Source organism: Streptomyces sp. NBC_01463, assembly GCA_036227345.1.
Classification (GTDB): domain Bacteria; phylum Actinomycetota; class Actinomycetes; order Streptomycetales; family Streptomycetaceae; genus Streptomyces.
This window is the reverse complement of record CP109468.1, coordinates 6,100,895-6,119,243: the sequence shown is the minus strand read 5'-3', so window position 1 is coordinate 6,119,243 and position 18,349 is coordinate 6,100,895. Positions and strand designations below refer to the sequence as shown.

Here is an 18,349-nt window from a genome sequence, read left to right as displayed (position 1 = left end):
GGCTCGCAGGCTGGGGGCATGACCAGCACCCCGGCCGCCGCCACCGCGACCCACTGCCCGTACTGCGCGCTGCAGTGCGGCATGAACCTGCGCCCGGCCGCCGGTGACGCGGTCGTCGAGGTGGAGGAGCGCACCTCCTTCCCGGTGAACCGGGGCGCGCTCTGCGGCAAGGGCCGGTCGGCGCCCGCCGTGCTCTCCTCGGCCGTACGGCTGACCGGGCCGCTGGTACGCGATGCGGTGAGCGGGCGGCTGGAGCCGGCCGGGTGGGACGAGGCGCTGGCCCGGATCGCCGACGGGATGCGGGGGACGCGCGCACGGCACGGGGCCGACGCGGTCGGGGTGTTCGGCGGCGGCGGGCTGACCAACGAGAAGGCGTACGCACTCGGGAAGTTCGCCCGGGTGGTGCTCGGCACCTCGCAGATCGACTACAACGGACGGTTCTGCATGTCGTCGGCGGCCGCCGCGCACCAGCGGGCCTTCGGGCTCGACCGCGGGCTGCCGTTCCCGCTGGAGGACATCCCGCGCACCGGGTGCGTGATCCTGGTGGGTTCCAACCTCGCGGAGACGATGCCGCCCGCGCTGCGCTATCTGACCGAGCTGCGCGAGAACGGCGGCCGGCTGATCGTCATCGACCCGCGCCGCACCCGGACCGCCGAGCAGGCGGACCTCCATCTGGCGCCCAGGCCCGGCACCGATCTGGCGCTGGCGCTCGGCATGCTGCACCTGGTGGTGGCGCAGGGGCGGGTGGACGAGGAGTTCGTCCGGGAGCGCACCAGCGGCTGGGACGAGGCGCGGGCCGGGGTGATGGCCCACTGGCCGGAGCTGGTGGAGCGGCTGACGGGGGTTCCGGTGCCGCAGCTGCGGACGGCCGTGGAGCTGTTCTGTGACGCGCCGAGCGGCATGGTGCTGACCGCGCGCGGACCCGAGCAGCAGGCGAAGGGCACGGACACGGTCGGCGCCTGGATCAACTTCGCGCTGGCCACCGGGCGCGCGGGCCGTCCGCTGTCCGGCTACGGCTGTCTGACCGGGCAGGGCAACGGCCAGGGCGGCCGCGAGCACGGCCAGAAGGCCGATCAGCTGCCCGGCTACCGCAAGCTCACCGATCCGGCGGCGCGCCGCCATGTCGCCGGGGTGTGGGGAGTCGACCCCGACTCGCTGCCGGGGCCGGGGCGCAGCGCCTACGAGCTGCTGGACGCACTGGGCACCGATGTGCGGGCGCTGCTGGTGATGGGGTCGAACCCGGTGGTGTCGGCGCCGCACGCGGGGCATGTGGAGGAGCGGCTGCGGTCGCTGGACTTCCTCGCGGTCGCCGATGTGGTGCTGTCGGAGACGGCCGCCCTGGCCGATGTGGTGCTGCCGGTGACGCAGTGGGCCGAGGAGACCGGGACGACCACCAGTCTGGAGGGCAGGGTGCTGCTGCGCCGGCGCGCGGTCGAGGCGCCCGACGGCGTGCGCAGTGATCTGGAGGTGCTGAACGGGCTGGCCGCCCTCCTCGGCCACGGGAAGGGTTTCCCGGCCGCCCCGGAGGAGGTCTTCGACGAGCTGCGGCGGGCCTCGGCGGGCGGCCCCGCGGACTACGCGGGCATCACGTACGAGCGGATCGCGGCCGAGGACGGGGTGTTCTGGCCGTGCCCGGACACCGCGCACGCCGGTACGCCGCGGCTGTTCCTCGACCGGTTCGCGACGGACGACGGGCGGGCCCGGTTCGTTCCCGTGACGCACCGGCCGGCCGCGGAGGAGACGGACGCGGAGTACCCGGTGGTGCTGACCACGGGCCGGGTCGTCGCCCAGTACCAGTCGGGGGCGCAGACCCGCCGGGTGGCGGAGCTGAACGCCGCGGCCCCGGGCCCCTTCGTGGAGCTCCATCCGCGGCTCGCGGAGCGGATCGGGGTGGCCGAGGGCGATCCGGTCGCGGTCACCTCACGCCGGGGCCGGGCGGTGGCGCCCGCGCGGATCACCGGGACGATCCGGCAGGACACCGTGTTCATGCCGTTCCACTGGGCGGGTGAGGGCAGGGCCAACACCCTGACCAATCCGGCGCTCGACCCGGTGTCGCGGATGCCGGAGTTCAAGGTGTGCGCGGTGCGGCTGGAGGCTCTGGCCACCGCCCCCGTCACCGCCCCCGTCACCGCTCAGAGCGAGGTGACCGGGGCCGTCTCCGCCGAGACCCAGCCGAGGTAGCGGGCGCTGCCCCGGACCACCGGCAGGGCGATGATCTCCGGGGTGTCGTAGTCGTGCGTCTCCTGGAGGTAGGCCTCCAGCTCCTCGTACCGCTCGGCCGTCGTCTTGAGGAAGAGCTGCCACTCCTCGGTGGTCTCGATGGCGTTCTGCCACCGGTAGACCGAGGTGACGGGTGCGGAGATCTGCACGCAGGCGGCGAGCCTCGCCTCCACCGCGCCCTGCGCCAGCAGCTGGGCCTTCTCCTCGCTGTCCGTCGTGGTCAGCACGGTCAGCCATGCGGGCGGTGTCACCGTCGGTCTCCTCGCGGTCGTCGGGGCTCTGCCCCGATTGTCGGGCAGAGCGTCCCGATGCGCAGTCAGCCGCCGTACGGATGGACCGCCTTCGCGTCCCGCAGTGCCCGGCCCCACCAGACCAGCTGGTCGAGGAGCGTCTTCGCCGCGGCGTCGGGGCCCGCCGGGTCCTTGTGCCGGCCCTCGTCGTCGAAGAGGGCGCCGGCGTTGTGGAAGGAGACGGTGTCGCGGATCGAGACGGTGTGCAGTTCGGCGAAGACCTGCCGCAGGTGCTCGACCGCGCGCAGCCCTCCGGAGACCCCGCCGTAGGAGACGAAGGCGACGGGCTTGGCCTGCCATTCGGCGCGGTGCCAGTCGATGAGGTTCTTGAGCGGGGCCGGGTAGGAGTGGTTGTACTCCGGGGTGATGACGACGAAGGCGTCGGCGTCCGCCAGCCGTCCCGAGACCTCCGCCAGCAGGGCCTGGTCCTCGGGGCCGGGCCGGTAGGAGAGCGCGGTCGGGAGTTCGAGCGCGGCGACGTCGACCAGGTCGGTCGCGATGTCGGGACGCTCGTCGGTGCGGGAGCGGAACCAGTCGGCGACGACGGGCGCGAACCGGCCCTCGCGGTTGCTGGCGAGGATGACCGCGACCTTCAGCGGGGCGGTCGCGGACAGAGCGGTGGCCGTGGTTGCGGCAGTGGTGAGGTCCATGGCAAGAGGCTCGTACATCAACCGCGCTTGAGGTCAAGCGGCCCGCCTCGCGCGCGGGTCGGCATACGGTGGACGGCATGACGAATCCAGCAGCGGCGGCGTTCCCGTACGCCGAGTTCGACGGGCGTCCGGCCACCGAGGACGATCTGCGGACGGCCGCCCTCTTCCCCTACGGCCATTTCACGGCGATGCAGATCAGGGACGGCCGGGTGCGCGGCCTGGACCTGCATCTGGAGCGGCTCGGCTCCGCGAACCGGGAGCTCTTCGAACTCCCCCTGGACGGCGGCCCGGTGCGTGAGCTCGTCCGGCACGCGCTGCGGGGCGCGGGGGTGGCGGACGCCTCGGTGCGGGTGGTCGGGACGAGGCCGCCGGGCGCCACCGGGACGACCGTGATGGTCACGGTGCGCGAGCCGGCCCGGATGACGTCCGAGCCGCGGAGTCTGATGTCCGTCCCGTACGCGCGCACCGCGCCGCACCTCAAGCGCCCCGGGGACTTCGGGCAGATGTACTACGGGGATCTCGCCCGCCGGGCGGGTTTCGACGATGCGCTGCTGACCCTGCCGGACGGTGCGGTGACCGAGGGCTCCATCACCAACATCGGTTTCTGGGACGGCACTTCGGTGATCTGGCCGCAGGCCCCCGCACTGCTGGGCATCACCATGGCGCTGCTGGAGCGGGAGCTGCCGGGCACGGGCGTGCGCTCGCTGCGCCGGCCGGTGACGAAGGACGGACTGGCGGCCTACCGCTCGGCGTTCGTCACCAACTCGCAGGGCATGGCACCGGTCGCCCGGATCGACGACACGGTGTTCACGGTCGACGAGGAGCTGATGAAGCGGCTCGGCGCCGCGTACGAGGCCGCCCCCTGGGACACCGTCTGACCGCCCGGACACCCGGCGGGCCGCCGCGGGGGTGGACCATGGACCCATGCAGAACTCCAGCGAAGGGCCGCGCTCGCGCATGCAGATCCACATCGAGGGGGCACAACTGCCCGGGCTCGCCTGCGCTCCCGGCGGCGACTTCGCGGGCCGCGAGAACATCCACGTGGGCGTGCAGCGCAAGGACCGGCCCGGCGAACTTCTCGATCTGCGCCCCGGCGACTCCGTCACCGTCCGCTGGACCCTGGAGTGCACCGCCGTCGCGGGGGCGGACGGCGTCGAGGTGAGCGGGCCGTACGTACAGAACCGGCTCGGCGGGAGATTCGTGTACCTGTCGTGGGGCACGGTCGACGCGGACGGGCTGTTCTCCATGTTCCGGCGGGCCAAGCTGATGTTCGCCGACATCGAGGAAGCCGTTCTGGAGCGGGCCGTGCACTCGGGGCACCTCACCGCCCGGCTGCCGCTCTCGGACGACAGGGGCCTGCCGCTCTGCGGCCGGGTCAGGCCGCCCGTCATCAGCTGGTCCGCCGCTCCGGCCTGAGGGGACGCCCTCCGGCACAGGACGAACCGCCTTCACCGGACCCAGGGGGGGCGGGTCCGGTGAAGGCGGTGGCCGGGGGCGGCTGTGCGCACCGTCCCGTGGGGGGTGTGCTTCATGTGCCCGGCGATGCGCGGGTCATGCGTGTGACGTGCACCACTTTTCCCGCGGCGGTCGTCACCCGATCGGCACCGGACACCGAAGGACGGCCCCCCTCCCCCGTCACCGCCGCCGTGACCTGCGCACATGCGGTGTGGCAAGGAGGCGGCGCCGGTCCGATCGGGTGAAAGCTGACTTGGTGTCAGCAGGCATGGGTGGCGGGGCGGCCGTTAGCTCGGAACCAGGACACACCAGCCCGGCGCCATCCCCGCTCGGAGGAACCCCCATGCGCAGTCCTGCTCGCCTCGTGACCGGCACCGCCGCCGCGGCCCTCGCCGCTGCCGCGTTCGGCCTCAGTGCCGCCGCCCCGTCCGCGTACGGGGACGAAGCGGCGCCACTGGAGATCACTCCCGCGAGCGCCGCCCCGGGCGCGACGGTCACCGTGAACACCACCGCCTGCGGCGGCGACACCGGCGCCACCGGTGACGCGAGCGCCCTGGACGCCTCCGAGTTCGCGCTGGCCCCGGCCACGCTCAAGGAGGTCCTGGCCGGTTCGTTCAAGGTGCCGGGCAATGTCGAGCCGGGCCCGTACAGCATCGACGTGGCCTGCGAGAACGGCAAGCAGGCCACCGGTGAGATCGAGGTGAGGGCCGCGGGCACCACGGGCGCGGACAGCGCTCCCGGGTCCTCGGACGAGGACTCCCCGGCCGGTGCCGGTCTGCCGTCGGACCTGTACGACACCGAGGAGTACGACTCCACCGGGCTCGACGAGGCCGAGGCGTCCGGTGCGGCTCTCGTGCCGGACGCGCCCTCCCTCGCGGACGACTCCGCCCGCAGCAAGCCGCCGCGCCCCTCGGAGCGGCCGAGCGCGCCCGGGCGCACCAGCCCGCCCGACGGCTACGAGACCCCCTCCGGCCACCGCACCTCGGCCGCACCCACGGGGCACGTGAAGACCGGTGTCGGCGGCAGCGTCGGACCGGACACCACCCAGATCGCGGCGGGAGCCGGCGTTCTCGCCGCGACCGCCGTCGGCGGAGCCTGGCTCCTGCGTCGCCGGGCGAGCGGCACGCAGGACGACAGCTGACGGAGACTTCCATCTCTCCGTACCGCCTGGTTTCCGTCCCGGTGGCCCCGCGCCACCGGGACGGGACCGTTCTCGTCCGGGGCCGGTCCGTCCGGCCCCCGTCACCCGGAGGACGACCGTGTCCCAGAAGGCCAAGGGCTGGCTGCTCGTCGTCGCGGCGCTGGCCGGTCTCTGGCTGGTCCGGAACGGCGCCGACACCCGGCTGACCCCGCCGGCCCCGTCCTCCGCCGACGCCTTCGCCGCCGGGCCCGGACTGCTGTCCGGCTCCCCGGTCGCCGAGCCGCTGCGGCCATCGGCGCCCGTGCACATCAGGATTCCCAGCATCCGGGTGGACGCCCCGATGATGCGGCTGGGGCTCGGGGCGGACGGCAGCCTCGACGTACCGCCGGCCGGGAACACCGACATCGTCGGCTGGTACAAGGACGGCACCCCGCCCGGCGCCAGGGGCACGGCGATCGTGGCCGGTCATGTGGACAACGCCCAGGGCCCGTCGGTCTTCTACGACCTGGGGTCCATGAAGAAGGGCAGCACGGTCGAGGTCCTGCGACAGGACGGCCGCACCGCCGTCTTCTCGCTCGACGCGATCGAGGTCTACGACAGCGAGGACTTCCCCGACCAGCGGGTGTACGGGGCCTCGGAGCACGCCTCGCTGCGGCTGATCACCTGCGGCGGCGGATTCTCCGAGTCGACGGGGTACGAGGGCAACGTGGTGGCGTACGCCCACCTCACCGGCGTGCGCTGAGGGACCCTGCGACGCTCAGGCGTGCCACTGGTCGAAGGCGAGCTTCGCGACCAGGGAGAAGACGACCACCAGCAGCACCCCGCGGACGAACTCGCTGCCCTTGCGCAGCGCCATCCTCGCCCCGAACAGGCCGCCCGCCAGGTTGAACACCGCCATCAGCGCGGCCAGCTGCCACAGCACGTTGCCCTGGTAGGCGAACATCGCCAGGGCGCCGCCGTTGGTGCAGACGTTGACGATCTTGGCGGTGGCGGAGGCCGTCACCAGGTCGAGGTGGAGCACCGCGGTGAGCGCCAGCACGAGGAAGGTGCCGGTGCCCGGTCCGAACAGTCCGTCGTACAGGCCGATGCCGCCGCCCACCAGGACGATCGCGGTGACGGTACGGGCCCGGGTGACCCCGGGCGCCGTGCCGTCCGCGGCGGACCGGCCGAACTGGGGCCGCAGCATCACGAACGCGGCGACGGCCACCAGCACCACCATGATCACCGGGCGCAGCACCTCGCTGCTGATCCCGGCGGCGAAGAACGCGCCGGTCATCGATCCGGCCAGGGCGGCGAGCCCGATCCGTATCGCCGTGCCGACCTTCACCGGGGCCTTGCGCGCATAGGTGACGGCGGCGCCCGAGGTGCCGACGATGGCGACCGCCTTGTTGGTGCCGAGGATCTGGGCGGCCGGGAGGTGCGGCAGGCCGAGCAGCAGCGCGGGCAGCAGGAGGAGGCCGCCACCTCCGACCACGGCGTCGATCCAGCCGGCCGCGGCCGCGGCGAGGCACAGTACGACCAGGGTGGTCAGAGTGATGTCAGGCATGATCCCGACCCTAAGGAAACGGCTCGTGTCGCGTCCAACCGCTGCCGGATTCGTGAGCCAACCCTGAGCTTGCCGCCGTCGTCCCGCCCTCACAGGCGCCTTGCGCGGGCGCTGAGCGCAAGGTTCCTCCCGGGAAACAGAGGGGATCCGGACGGGTAACACCCTCCGGTCACGCTTCCTGTCATGAGGACACGGACGGAGAACACGGCGCGGGTGGTGGTGATCGGTGCCGGGATGGCGGGCGCACGGCTCGCCGCCCGGGTGCCCGATGTCACCGTCATCGGCGAGGAGTCGCACGCCCCCTACAACCGGGTGCTGCTGGCCGAGGTGCTGGCCGGGCGGTATCCGGCGGACGTCATCGCGCTTCCCCCGGCCGAGGTCAGGCGCGGGGTGCGGGTGGTGCGGATCGACCGGGCCGACCGGCTGGTGCACTGCGACGACGGAAGCGTCGTGCACTACGGCCGGCTGGTGCTCGCGACCGGTTCCAACCCGGTGCTCCCGCCGCTGCGCGGGCTCGGGAACACCATGCCGGACGGGGTGCACGCCTTTCGCACCCTGGACGACTGCCTGGCGCTGCGCGCCTCGGTGCGTCCGGGGGTGAGCGCGGTCGTCATCGGCGGCGGTCTCCTCGGTGTCTCGGCGGCCCGGGCACTGGCCGAGTGCGGCGCCCAGGTGGTGCTGGCCCAGCAGGGCGAGCACCTCATGGAACGGCAGCTGGACGCCGAGTCGGCCGGACTGCTGCGACGGCACCTGGAGTCCCTCGGCGTCGAGGTGCACACCGAGTGCCGGGTGCGCGGGCTGCGCTGCGCGGACGGCGCGGTGCGGGCCGTGGAGCTCGCCGACGGCTACGAGCTGGCGGCCGAGATCACCGTGCTGGCCTGCGGGGTGCGTCCCCGGACGGGCCTCGCGCAGGCGGCCGGTCTGGAGGTCCGCAAGGGCGTCGTCGTCGACGACGAGCTGCGCACCTCCGATCCGTACATCCACGCCGTCGGGGACTGCGCCGAGCACCGCTCCACCGTGTACGGGCTCGCGGGCCCGGCGCTGGAGCAGGCCGATGTGCTGGCCGAAGTGCTGGCCGGGCGACCCGCCCGCTACGACGGCACCCGGGCCCTGACCCGGCTGACGCTGAACGGGCCGGCCGACCCCGGCACCGGATCGCTCGACCTCGCCGCCTTCGGCGACTCCCGGCCGCTGCCCGGCGACGACGTGATCCGGCTGGCGGACGCCACCCGGGGCGCGTACCGCACGGTCGTCGTCCGCGGCGACCGGCTGGCGGGCGGTGTGCTGCTCGGCGATCTCGCCGCGGTCGGCACCCTGGCCCGCACCTGGCAGGACGACGAACCGCTCCCCGCCGAAACGTCCCTGCTCCACCTGCTCACCAACGACGGAGGCTTCTGAGATGCCGGTGTCCACGTTCCCGACCGCCCACACCTCCACCGCGGCGGCCGTGCCGACCATCGTGGTCGTCGGACACGGAATGGTCGGCCAGCGTTTCCTGGAGGCCCTCGCCGACCGCGGGCTGACGGCCACCGCGGGCACCGCCCGGGTCGTCGTCCTGTGCGAGGAGCCCCGCGCCGCCTACGACCGGGTGCAGCTGACCTCGTACTTCTCGGGGAAGACCCCCGAGGACCTGTCGCTCGTCGAGCAGGGCTTCATGGAGCGGCACGGCTTCGAGCTGCGGGTCGGCGACCCGGCCGATTCGCTGGACCGCGAGGCGCGCACGGTCACCGCGCGCTCCGGTGAGACCTTCCGTTACGACACGCTGGTGCTGGCCACCGGCTCGTACCCGTTCGTCCCGCCCGTCCCGGGCAAGGACACCGAGGGCTGCTTCGTCTACCGCACCATCGAGGACCTGCTCGCGATCGAGGAGTACGCGAAGACGGCGACGACCGGCGCGGTCGTCGGCGGCGGACTGCTCGGCCTGGAGGCGGCGGGCGCGCTCAAGGGGCTCGGACTGGACACGCACGTGGTCGAGTTCGCACCCCGGCTGATGCCCGTCCAGGTCGACGACGGCGGCGGCGCGGCGCTGCTGCGCACCATCGAGAACATGGGCCTGACCGTCCACACGGGCGTCGGCACCCAGGAGGTCACCGCGGGCGAGGACGGCTCGGTGAACGGGATGTCGCTCTCCGACGGCTCCTCGCTCGCCACGGACCTGGTGGTCTTCTCGGCCGGCGTCAGGCCCCGCGACCAGCTGGCCCGGGACTGCGGTCTGGCCGTCGGCCAGCGCGGCGGCATCATCGTCGACGACGAGTGCCGCACCTCCGACCCGGCGGTCTTCGCGATCGGCGAGTGCGCGCTCGCCTCCGACGGCCGGGTGTACGGGCTGGTGGCGCCCGGCTACGAGATGGCGCAGACGGCCGCCGAGGTGATCGCGGGCAACGAGGCGGCGTTCACCGGCGCCGACCTGTCGACGAAGCTGAAGCTCCTCGGCGTGGACGTGGCGTCCTTCGGTGACGCGCACGGCACCTCCGAGGGCTGCCTCGACGTCGTGTACGCGGACTCCCGCTCCGGCGTCTACAAGAAGCTGGTGATCGGCCGGGACGGCACACTGCTCGGCGGGGTGCTCGTCGGGGACGCCGACCAATACGGCACGCTGCGCCCGATGACGGGCACGGTCCTGCCGGTCGCCCCCGAGCAGCTGGTACTGCCGGCCGGCGCGGGCGGCCCGGTCACCCTCGGCCCGTCCTCGCTGCCCGACGAGGCGGTCATCTGCTCCTGCCACAACGTCACCAAGGGCGCGATCTGCGAGCACACCACGCTGCCCGAGGTGAAGAAGTGCACCAAGGCGGGTACCGGCTGCGGCAGTTGCGTCAAGGTCATCGGGCAGCTGCTCCCGCAGAGCCAGGACAAGGGCCTGTGCGGCTGCTTCCCGTACACCCGCAGCGAGCTGTACGAGATCGTCCGCACCCTGGAGATCACCTCCTACGCCGAGCTGCTCGACTCGCACGGCCGTGAGGCGGCGCGCGGGGGCGACGGCTGCGAGGTCTGCAAGCCGACGGTCGGCTCCGTCATCGCCTCGCTGGCGCCGACGGTCGGCGCGAGCGGCTACGTCCTGGACGGCGAGCAGGCGGCCCTCCAGGACACCAACGACCACTTCCTCGCCAACCTCCAGCGCAACGGCTCCTACTCGATCGTGCCGCGCATCCCCGGCGGCGAGATCACCCCGGAGAAGCTGATCGTGATCGGTGAGGTGGCCCGGGACTTCGGCCTCTACACCAAGATCACCGGTGGTCAGCGGATCGACCTGTTCGGTGCCCGCGTCGACCAGCTGCCGCTGATCTGGACCCGGCTGGTCGACGCGGGCTTCGAGTCGGGGCACGCGTACGGGAAGTCGCTGCGGACGGTCAAGTCCTGTGTGGGGCAGACCTGGTGCCGCTACGGCGTGCAGGACTCGGTGAAGATGGCGATCGACCTGGAGCTGCGCTACCGGGGCCTGCGCTCCCCGCACAAGCTGAAGTCGGCGGTCTCGGGCTGCGCCCGGGAGTGCGCGGAGGCCCGCGGCAAGGACTTCGGGATCATCGCCACCGCCCAGGGCTGGAACCTGTACGTGGGCGGCAACGGCGGTGCCACCCCGCGCCACGCGGACCTGCTCGCCCAGGACCTCTCGGACGCCGAACTGGTGCGGCTCATCGACCGGTTCCTGATGTTCTACATCCGCACGGCGGACCGGCTGGAGCGCACCTCGACCTGGCTGGACCGCATCGAGGGCGGCCTGGAGCACGTCCGGGACGTCGTCGTCCACGACTCGCTGGGGCTCTGCGACGAGCTGGAGCGGCTGATGGCCGACCACGTGCGCGGCTACCGCGACGAGTGGGCCGAGACCATCAACGACCCGGAGCGGCTGCGCCGCTTCGTGACCTTCGTCAACGCACCCGACGCCCCCGACCCGTCCGTGAAGTTCGTCCCGGAACGCGACCAGGTCAAGCCCGACCTGGACATCCTCGCCGGACCGGTGCTCGCCATCCGCACTCTCGAAGGGACCGCATCCTGATGACGACCCAGACGCTGAACGGGACGATGGAGACCGCGCAGGACACCCGGGTCATCCGGCTCGCCGCCGGGGACGACTGGCTCACGGTCTGCGACCGCTCCCTGCTGACGCCGGGGCGAGGCGTCGCCGCACTCCTCCCGGACGGCCGGCAGGTCGCGCTGTTCGTGGACCGGGCGGGGCGTGCGTACGCGATCGACAACCGCGACCCGTTCACCGGTGCGTACGTCCTGTCGCGCGGACTGGTCGGCTCGCAGGGCGGGCAGCCGTTCGTCGCCTCGCCCCTGCTGAAGCAGCGCTTCGACCTCGCGACGGGCGCCTGCCTCGACGACGACGAGGTCTCCGTGCCGGTCTTCGAGGTCCGCGCGGACTGACCCCGGGCCGTTCACCGACCGTTGACGCTCCGTCAACTGCGCGCCTCTACTGTCCTGACGTTCGACCCGCCGGGCCGACCGGACCGGCGGGCCCTCACGTCACCCGTGGAGTGATCGTGGAACGTCGGACCTTCTTGCGCACAGCGGTGATCGGCGGCTCGGCGGCCGCGTTCGGCGGCACCCTGTGGCGGGGTGCCGCCTTCGCCGGCCCGGCCCAGCCGGCCGCCGGCCCGTACGGCGCACTGCAGGCCGCCAACGGCAATGGCATCCTGCTGCCGAGCGGCTTCACCAGCAGAATCGTCGCCCGCTCGGGACAGACCGTCCCCGGCACCTCGTACGCCTGGCACAGCGCGCCCGACGGCGGCGCCACGTTCGCCGACGGCAGCGGCTGGATCTACGTCTCCAACGCCGAGGTCTCCTCGGGCAGTGGCGGCGGGGCGAGCGCGGTGCGCTTCGACTCCTCCGGAACCGTCACCTCCGCCTACCGGATCCTGTCCGGCACCGACAACAACTGCGCGGGCGGCCGCACCCCGTGGAACACCTGGCTGTCGTGCGAGGAGGTCAGCCGCGGCTACGTCCACGAGACGGACCCCTGGGGCGTGAACGCGGCCGTGCGGCGCCCCGCGCTGGGCCGCTTCAAGCACGAGGCGGCGGCCGCCGACCCCGACCACGGATACGTCTACCTCACCGAGGACGAGACGGACGGCCGCTTCTACCGCTTCCGCCCCACCACCTGGGGCAGCCTGTCCTCCGGCACCCTTCAGGTCCTGGTCGCCGGCACCGGCACCTCGGGCCCGGTGACCTGGACGACGGTCCCCGACCCGGACGGCTCCCCCACCCTGACCCGCTACCAGGTCTCCGGCGCCAAGGTGTTCAACGGCGGTGAGGGCTGCTTCTACGCGGCGGGCACCTGCTGGTTCACCACGAAGGGCGACAACCGGGTGTGGGCGTACGACGCGAACGCGTCCAGCATCTCGCTCGCCTACGACGACTCGCTCGTCACGGGCGGCTCGGCCCCGCTGACCGGCGTGGACAACGTCACCCGGTCCGTCTCGGGCGATCTGTACGTCGCCGAGGACGGCGGGAACATGGAGATCTGCCTGATCACCCCGGACGACACCGTCGCCCCGTTCCTGCGGATCAGCGGCCAGTCCGGCTCGGAGATCACCGGCCCGGCCTTCTCGCCGGACGGCACCCGGCTCTACTTCTCCTCGCAGCGCGGGACGAGCGGAAGCTCATCCGGCGGTATCACCTACGAGGTCACGGGACCGTTCCGCGGCTGAACCCCCGGCTGTGCGGCGCCTCACGCGGCGCCGCACGGCCGGCTCGTGGTTCATCAGCCCTGACCGCCGGCCTCGACCGCCGCCGGGTCCATCCAGATGACCTCCCAGATGTGGTGGTCGGGGTCCTGGAAGGACCGGCCGTACATGAAGCCGAGGTCCTGGGTGTCGTTGGCGGGCGATCCGCCGGAGGCGAGCGCGGCGTCCACCAGCTCGTCCACCTTCTCGCGGCTGTCGGCGCTCAGCGCCAGGATCACCTCGGTGGACTTCGAGGCGTCGGCGATCTCCTTCTTGGTGAAGTCCTTGAAGCGCGGCTCCTCCAGGAGCATCGCGAAGATCGTGTCGCTGATGACCAGACACGCGGTGCGCTCGTCGCTGAACTGCGGGTTGAAGGAGTAACCGAGCTTGCCGAAGAAGCCCTTGGTCGTCTCGATGTCCTTGACCGGCAGGTTGACGAAGATCATCTGAGGCATGGCCGTCTCTCGCTCTCTCGGTGGTGTCCCGTGTGCGTTTCCCGAACGCGTTACGACAGGTAGACGCCGGGGCCACCGGGAACTCATCGGCGCCGGACGAAAAATCCTTCCCGCGCCGCGTCCGGCGGAAAACCTCCCGGGCGGCCGCACCTCCGGGGGTCAGGACATGGCGAGCTTCGGCGCACCGCCCCTCAGCAGCGAACCGCCCAGCGGGGTGAGGGTGTGCAGCACCGAGCTGCCGTGGCGCAGGGTGTGCACGAGACCCGCCTCGCGCAGCACGCAGGCGTGCTGGCTCGCCGAGGCGAGGGAGACCCCGGCGCGGCGGGCGAGCTCGCTGGTCGTGCAGCCGTCGCCGATGACGCGCAGGACCGTCGAGCGGGTGTTCCCGAGCAGCCGGCCGAGCCAGGGGCCGGGTTCGGCGAATACCGGGGCGGCGGCGTGGGTGACCGGGTAGACGAGCACCGGCGGCAGCAGCGGGTCGCGGTAGACGACCGGGGCGCCGCGGCAGAAGAAGGACGGCTGGAGGAGCAGGCCGCGTCCGTCCAGGTGGAGTTCGCGGTCGACCGGGTAGTCCGCCTCCAGCACCGGCGCCCGCCAGCGGATCACGGGCGGCAGCGAGGCGAGCAGTTCCTCGGCGCCGCCGTCCAGTAGCGCGCGGCCGCGGACCGCCCGGTCGGCCTCGACGCTGGCCTGGACGTGCGGCCAGTACGGCTCGACGGCGGCCCGGTGGTAGGCGCGCAGGACCCCGATGAGGCGGCCCAGGGGCTCGGCGCGCCCCTCCCCCAGGGCGTCCAGCGTCACCGCCCGGGCCGTCGCGGTCCGGCCGCCGGCGGATCCCTGGGCGCCGAGCACCGCCAGCTCGGCCCGCAGCCGCTCGGGCGGGGTGTCGCGCAGGGCCTCCATTCCGGTGGCGAAGTCCATCGGTTCGGCGCCCAGCTGATAAGGCGTCAGGAAGTCCGGGAAATAGCCGCGCGGTGGAACCACGGCGGACAACAGGCGTACTTCACCATTCAACCGCGGCCTGGTTTCGGAGCGCCATTTCCCGAACACCGTGGAAGCCCGCCGGTCTCTCAGCCGGTGAAAACTGAGAATGGTCTCCCATAATGCGTCCGGCCCGGTGGCCATCCGCACCTTGGAAAGGTCCCATCCGGAGACATGGATACGCAGCACCGAACCCCCACCCCTTGCACCTGCAATTACCCCCGCGCAAGAGTATGCGAAGGGTAACTACACGTCACCACGGGGTTTCGGCCAGAGGTGAAACGTCTCGCCTCGACCTGCCGTCACCCGAAAGGCTGTACGACGTCGGGTGCGATTCCGAAGCCACCGGAAGAGCGAGTGAAGGCCGTGGGGGGTTTTGCTCGTTCGGCGGCGGTTGGCGACGGTGCGGCTCCGCACTCGACGGGGGTAAGCCGGGTGCGGCCCATGGATGGGGATCCATGGGCCGCACCCCGGTCCGTTCCGGCTCATCTCTTTGCGCATTAAACGAAGCAATGCATAACCGCCACCGAAGAAAGCGCTCACATTCCGGCACCCGGGCGGTGCGCCACACGCGCCCGCCCCGGACCCGCGCAGGACGCACCCCGGACGTGGCGAGGCGGCGGCACCCCCGCACAGGGTGCCGCCGCCTCAGGGAATTCCGCGGCTGCCGCCGGACCGATGAGGGTCGCCCGGTCCCGCGGCCGCCGGCGGAATCAGTGGTTCAGCCGGTTCAGCGGCTGTCGCTGCCCCGCGACTCCGCGGCCGCGCGGCCGGCCTCCAGGCGGGCCACCGGAATGCGGAACGGTGAGCAGGAGACGTAGTCCAGGCCCACCTCGTGGAAGAAGTGCACCGACTCCGGGTCGCCGCCGTGCTCGCCGCAGACGCCGAGCTTCAGGTCGGGGCGGGTGGCCTTGCCGGCCGCGACCGCGCTGCGGACCAGCGAGCCCACGCCGTCCCGGTCGATCGTCTCGAACGGCGACACCCCGAAGATGCCCTTCTCCAGGTACGCGGTGAAGAACGAGGCCTCCACGTCGTCGCGGGAGAATCCCCACACCGTCTGGGTCAGGTCGTTGGTGCCGAAGGAGAAGAACTCCGCCGCCTCGGCGATCTGACCGGCGGTCAGCGCGGCCCGCGGCAGCTCGATCATCGTGCCGATCTTCAGCTTGAGGTCGGTGCCCGTGGCGGCCTGGACCTCGGCGATGACGCGGTCGGCCTCCTCCCGGACGATCTCCAGCTCCTGGACCGTACCGACGAGCGGGATCATGATCTCCGCGCGCGGGTCGCCCTTGGCGTTCTTGCGCTCGGCGGCGGCCTCGGCGATCGCCCGCACCTGCATGGCGAACAGGCCGGGGATGACCAGCCCGAGGCGGACCCCGCGCAGACCGAGCATCGGGTTCTGCTCGTGCAGCTTGTGCACGGCCTGCAGCAGCCGCAGGTCGTTCTCGTTGGCGTCCTTGCGGGACTCGGCGAGTGCGACGCGGACCGAGAGCTCGGTGATGTCGGGCAGGAACTCGTGCAGCGGCGGGTCCAGCAGCCGTACGGTGACGGGCAGTCCGTCCATCGCCTCGAAGAGCTCGATGAAGTCGGCCTTCTGGAGCGGCAGCAGCTGCTCCAGGGCCGTCTCGCGCTCCTGGTCGGTGTCGGCCAGGATCAGCTTCTCGACCATCTCGCGGCGCTCGCCGAGGAACATGTGCTCGGTGCGGCACAGCCCGATGCCCTGGGCGCCGAAGCGGCGGGCCCGCAGCGCGTCCTCGGCGTTGTCCGCGTTGGCCCGCACCCGCAGCCTGCGCACCCGGTCCGCGTACGCCATGATCCGGTGCACGGCGGCGACCAGTTCGTCGGCGTCGTCGGCGCCCGCGTGCATCCGGCCCTCGAAGTACTCGACGACCGGCGACGGTACGACGGGTACCTCACCGAGGTACACCTTGCCGGTCGAGCCGTCGATGGAGACGACGTCGCCCTCCTCGATGACCCGGCCGCCCACCGTCATCCGGCGGCGCTTGGTGTCGACCTCCAGGTCCTCGGCGCCGCAGACACAGGTCTTGCCCATGCCGCGGGCGACGACGGCCGCGTGCGAGGTCTTGCCGCCGCGCGAGGTCAGGATGCCCTCGGCCGCGATCATGCCGTCGAGGTCGTCCGGGTTGGTCTCGCGGCGGATGAGGATGACCTTCTCGCCGGAGCGGGACCACTTGACCGCGGTGTACGAGTCGAAGACGGCCTTGCCGACCGCGGCGCCCGGCGACGCGGCGATGCCGCGGCCCAGCCGCTCGGTCTTCGCGTCGTCGTCGAAGCGCGGGAACATCAGCTGCGCCAGCTGCGCGCCGTTGACGCGCTGGAGCGCCTCGGCCTCGCCGATGAGCCCCTGGTCGACGAGCTGGGTGGCGATCCGGAACGCGGCACCGGCGGTGCGCTTGCCGACCCGGGTCTGGAGCATCCACAACTGGCCGCGCTCGATGGTGAACTCGATGTCGCAGAGGTCCTTGTAGTGAGTCTCCAGCGTCTCCATGATCTGCATCAGCTGGTCGTACGACTTCTTGTCGATGGACTCCAGCTCGGCGAGCGGCACGGTGTTGCGGATGCCCGCGACGACGTCCTCGCCCTGCGCGTTCTGCAGGTAGTCGCCGTAGACGCCCTGATGGCCGCTGGCGGGGTCACGGGTGAACGCGACGCCCGTACCGGAGTCCGGGCCGAGGTTGCCGAAGACCATGGAACAGATGTTGACCGCGGTGCCGAGGTCGCCGGGGATGCGCTCCTGGCGGCGGTACAGCTTGGCCCGGTCGGTGTTCCACGAGTCGAAGACGGCCTTTATGGCCAGGTCCATCTGCTCGCGCGGCTCCTGCGGGAAGTCGCGTCCGGCGTCCCGGGTGACGATCTTCTTGAACTGCCTGACCAGCTTCTTCAGGTCGGCCGCGTCGAGATCCACGTCGACGGTGACGCCCTTGGCCTGCTTCGCGGCCTCCAGCGCCTCCTCGAAGAGGTCTCCGTCGACCCCGAGGACGGTCTTGCCGAACATCTGGATGAGCCGGCGGTAGGAGTCCCAGGCGAACCGCTCGTCGCCGGACTGGGCGACGAGACCGACGACCGAGGCGTCGGAGAGACCGATGTTGAGGACCGTGTCCATCATGCCGGGCATCGAGAACTTGGCGCCGGAGCGGACGGAGACCAGCAGCGGGTCGTCGGCCTGGCCGAGCTTCTTGCCCATCCGCGCCTCAAGGGCGTCGAGGTGCGCACTCACCTCGTCGCGCAGGGCGGCCGGCTCGTCGCCACTGTCGAGGTAGACCTTGCACGCCTCGGTGGTGATGGTGAAACCCGGAGGGACGGGAAGCCCGAGGTTGGTCATCTCGGCGAGGTTGGCACCCTTCCCGCCGAGAAGGTCCTTCAGTTCCTTGTTGCCCTCGGTGAAGTCGTAGACGAACTTCTGAAGGTCTTCGTTTTCCGACACGAGTCTCGACTCCTCGACGACGCGGTGGCTGCCCTGACGGCGAGGAACATACCCAGATCGAAGGTGTCTCGGTACGTCCACTTGCCCGTCATGCGGCCTCAACCACCCGTCCGCCAGCAGATCGAAAGTGACCCATGGGCGAGCCGGTCAAGGGTTCGCGTTCAGGACTTGAACGCGTCACTACGGAACGCTCGACGACGCTGCGGTTTTCGTGACGTTCCGTAGTGAATACGTCGATCGATCAAAGTGGAGCCACCTGGCACCCAGTGCCATCATTTGAGAAGTGCATCCGCACACTTTGCGCTCATACGAGCGGCACCCCTCTCAAGGTGGCGAGAATCACGCCGGAACGGCCGCTCAGATGTCACCATCCGGACGCCCTATTGGTGGCTCCTGGTGGCCTCACGCTCACACAGGGGTAACTAGACGTGACACGCGGGCGCGCCGAGCATCACTTCTCGGCCCGATCGGCCGATTCTCGCGGGATATTGCGCTCAGATGAGCAT

Annotated in this window: 15 protein-coding genes; 9 read left to right on the top strand and 6 right to left on the bottom strand. The window is 71.8% G+C overall.

Annotated features, from left to right (window positions below; all coding sequences use genetic code 11):
- The first annotated feature begins 18 nt into the window (after nt 1-18).
- Nucleotides 19-2,181: a molybdopterin oxidoreductase family protein gene (locus OG521_27020; protein WUW24222.1), complete on the top strand. Its 2,163-nt coding sequence runs from the start codon at nt 19-21 to the stop codon at nt 2,179-2,181.
- Here the strand turns inward: OG521_27020 and OG521_27015 are convergent.
- Both OG521_27015 and OG521_27010 read right to left on the bottom strand, forming a co-directional pair.
- On the bottom strand, nt 2,133-2,471 hold the full coding sequence (locus tag OG521_27015; protein ID WUW24221.1) for a divalent-cation tolerance protein CutA: 339 nt from the start codon (nt 2,469-2,471) through the stop codon (nt 2,133-2,135). The two genes, OG521_27020 and OG521_27015, sit on opposite strands and share 49 nt — an antisense overlap.
- Nucleotides 2,472-2,536: 65 nt before the next feature.
- On the bottom strand, nt 2,537-3,160 hold the full coding sequence (locus OG521_27010; GenBank protein WUW24220.1) for an NAD(P)H-dependent oxidoreductase: 624 nt from the start codon (nt 3,158-3,160) through the stop codon (nt 2,537-2,539).
- Nucleotides 3,161-3,237: 77 nt separating this feature from the next.
- On the opposite strand from OG521_27010, the gene OG521_27005 reads away from it, so the two are divergent.
- From OG521_27005 to OG521_26990, 4 genes are all read left to right on the top strand, one after another.
- Nucleotides 3,238-4,038, top strand: coding sequence for an aminotransferase class IV family protein (locus tag OG521_27005; GenBank protein ID WUW24219.1), 801 nt, complete (start codon nt 3,238-3,240; stop codon nt 4,036-4,038).
- Between the two features lie 79 nt (nt 4,039-4,117).
- Nucleotides 4,118-4,576 carry a DUF5990 family protein gene (locus tag OG521_27000; GenBank protein WUW26809.1) on the top strand — a complete coding sequence of 153 codons (459 nt, stop codon included), beginning with the start codon at nt 4,118-4,120 and terminating at the stop codon, nt 4,574-4,576.
- 382 nt (nt 4,577-4,958) lie between these two features.
- Nucleotides 4,959-5,756 carry a hypothetical protein gene (locus OG521_26995; protein ID WUW26953.1) on the top strand — a complete coding sequence of 266 codons (798 nt, stop codon included), beginning with the start codon at nt 4,959-4,961 and terminating at the stop codon, nt 5,754-5,756.
- A 118-nt stretch (nt 5,757-5,874) separates the two neighbouring features.
- Complete coding sequence (locus tag OG521_26990; GenBank protein WUW24218.1) at nt 5,875-6,498, top strand: class F sortase; 624 nt, start codon at nt 5,875-5,877, stop codon at nt 6,496-6,498.
- A 15-nt stretch (nt 6,499-6,513) separates the two neighbouring features.
- On the opposite strand, the gene OG521_26985 is transcribed toward OG521_26990, so the two are convergent.
- Nucleotides 6,514-7,302, bottom strand: coding sequence for a TSUP family transporter (locus OG521_26985; protein WUW24217.1), 789 nt, complete (start codon nt 7,300-7,302; stop codon nt 6,514-6,516).
- 183 nt (nt 7,303-7,485) lie between these two features.
- Between OG521_26985 and OG521_26980 the strand changes: the two genes are divergently transcribed.
- From OG521_26980 to OG521_26965, 4 genes are all read left to right on the top strand, one after another.
- Complete coding sequence (locus tag OG521_26980) at nt 7,486-8,700, top strand: FAD-dependent oxidoreductase (GenBank protein WUW24216.1); 1,215 nt, start codon at nt 7,486-7,488, stop codon at nt 8,698-8,700.
- Nucleotide 8,701: 1 nt separating this feature from the next.
- Complete coding sequence (gene nirB, locus OG521_26975) at nt 8,702-11,296, top strand: nitrite reductase large subunit NirB (GenBank protein ID WUW24215.1); 2,595 nt, start codon at nt 8,702-8,704, stop codon at nt 11,294-11,296.
- Nucleotides 11,296-11,667: a nitrite reductase small subunit NirD gene (gene nirD / locus OG521_26970; protein ID WUW24214.1), complete on the top strand. Its 372-nt coding sequence runs from the start codon at nt 11,296-11,298 to the stop codon at nt 11,665-11,667. Before nirB ends, nirD begins: the two co-directional genes overlap by 1 nt.
- 116 nt (nt 11,668-11,783) lie before the next feature.
- The gene (locus OG521_26965) at nt 11,784-12,950 is read left to right on the top strand and encodes a PhoX family protein (protein ID WUW24213.1); all 1,167 of its coding nucleotides are present in this window, start codon (nt 11,784-11,786) and stop codon (nt 12,948-12,950) included.
- Between the two features lie 53 nt (nt 12,951-13,003).
- Here the strand turns inward: OG521_26965 and OG521_26960 are convergent, their stop codons facing one another.
- From OG521_26960 to ppdK, 3 genes are all read right to left on the bottom strand, one after another.
- A complete protein-coding gene (locus OG521_26960) occupies nt 13,004-13,420 on the bottom strand; it encodes a VOC family protein (protein ID WUW24212.1) in 417 nt (138 codons plus the stop codon).
- A 159-nt stretch (nt 13,421-13,579) separates the two neighbouring features.
- The gene (locus tag OG521_26955; protein WUW24211.1) at nt 13,580-14,590 is read right to left on the bottom strand and encodes a helix-turn-helix domain-containing protein; all 1,011 of its coding nucleotides are present in this window, start codon (nt 14,588-14,590) and stop codon (nt 13,580-13,582) included.
- 541 nt (nt 14,591-15,131) lie between these two features.
- Nucleotides 15,132-17,843, bottom strand: a complete 2,712-nt coding sequence (gene ppdK, locus OG521_26950) for a pyruvate, phosphate dikinase (protein WUW24210.1) — start codon at nt 17,841-17,843, stop codon at nt 15,132-15,134.
- Nucleotides 17,844-18,349 lie beyond the last annotated feature (506 nt).

Excerpts from the sequence above, each read along its gene's own strand:
- OG521_27020 (WUW24222.1), top strand. The coding sequence starts at position 19 with ATGACCAGCACCCCGGCCGCCGCCACCGCGACCCACTGCCCGTACTGC.
- OG521_27010 (WUW24220.1), bottom strand. The coding sequence starts at position 3,160 with ATGGACCTCACCACTGCCGCAACCACGGCCACCGCTCTGTCCGCGACC.
- OG521_27005 (WUW24219.1), top strand. The coding sequence starts at position 3,238 with ATGACGAATCCAGCAGCGGCGGCGTTCCCGTACGCCGAGTTCGACGGG.
- OG521_27000 (WUW26809.1), top strand. The coding sequence starts at position 4,118 with ATGCAGATCCACATCGAGGGGGCACAACTGCCCGGGCTCGCCTGCGCT.
- OG521_26995 (WUW26953.1), top strand. The coding sequence starts at position 4,959 with ATGCGCAGTCCTGCTCGCCTCGTGACCGGCACCGCCGCCGCGGCCCTC.
- OG521_26985 (WUW24217.1), bottom strand. The coding sequence starts at position 7,302 with ATGCCTGACATCACTCTGACCACCCTGGTCGTACTGTGCCTCGCCGCG.
- OG521_26980 (WUW24216.1), top strand. The coding sequence starts at position 7,486 with ATGAGGACACGGACGGAGAACACGGCGCGGGTGGTGGTGATCGGTGCC.
- nirB (WUW24215.1), top strand. The coding sequence starts at position 8,702 with ATGCCGGTGTCCACGTTCCCGACCGCCCACACCTCCACCGCGGCGGCC.
- nirD (WUW24214.1), top strand. The coding sequence starts at position 11,296 with ATGACGACCCAGACGCTGAACGGGACGATGGAGACCGCGCAGGACACC.
- OG521_26960 (WUW24212.1), bottom strand. The coding sequence starts at position 13,420 with ATGCCTCAGATGATCTTCGTCAACCTGCCGGTCAAGGACATCGAGACG.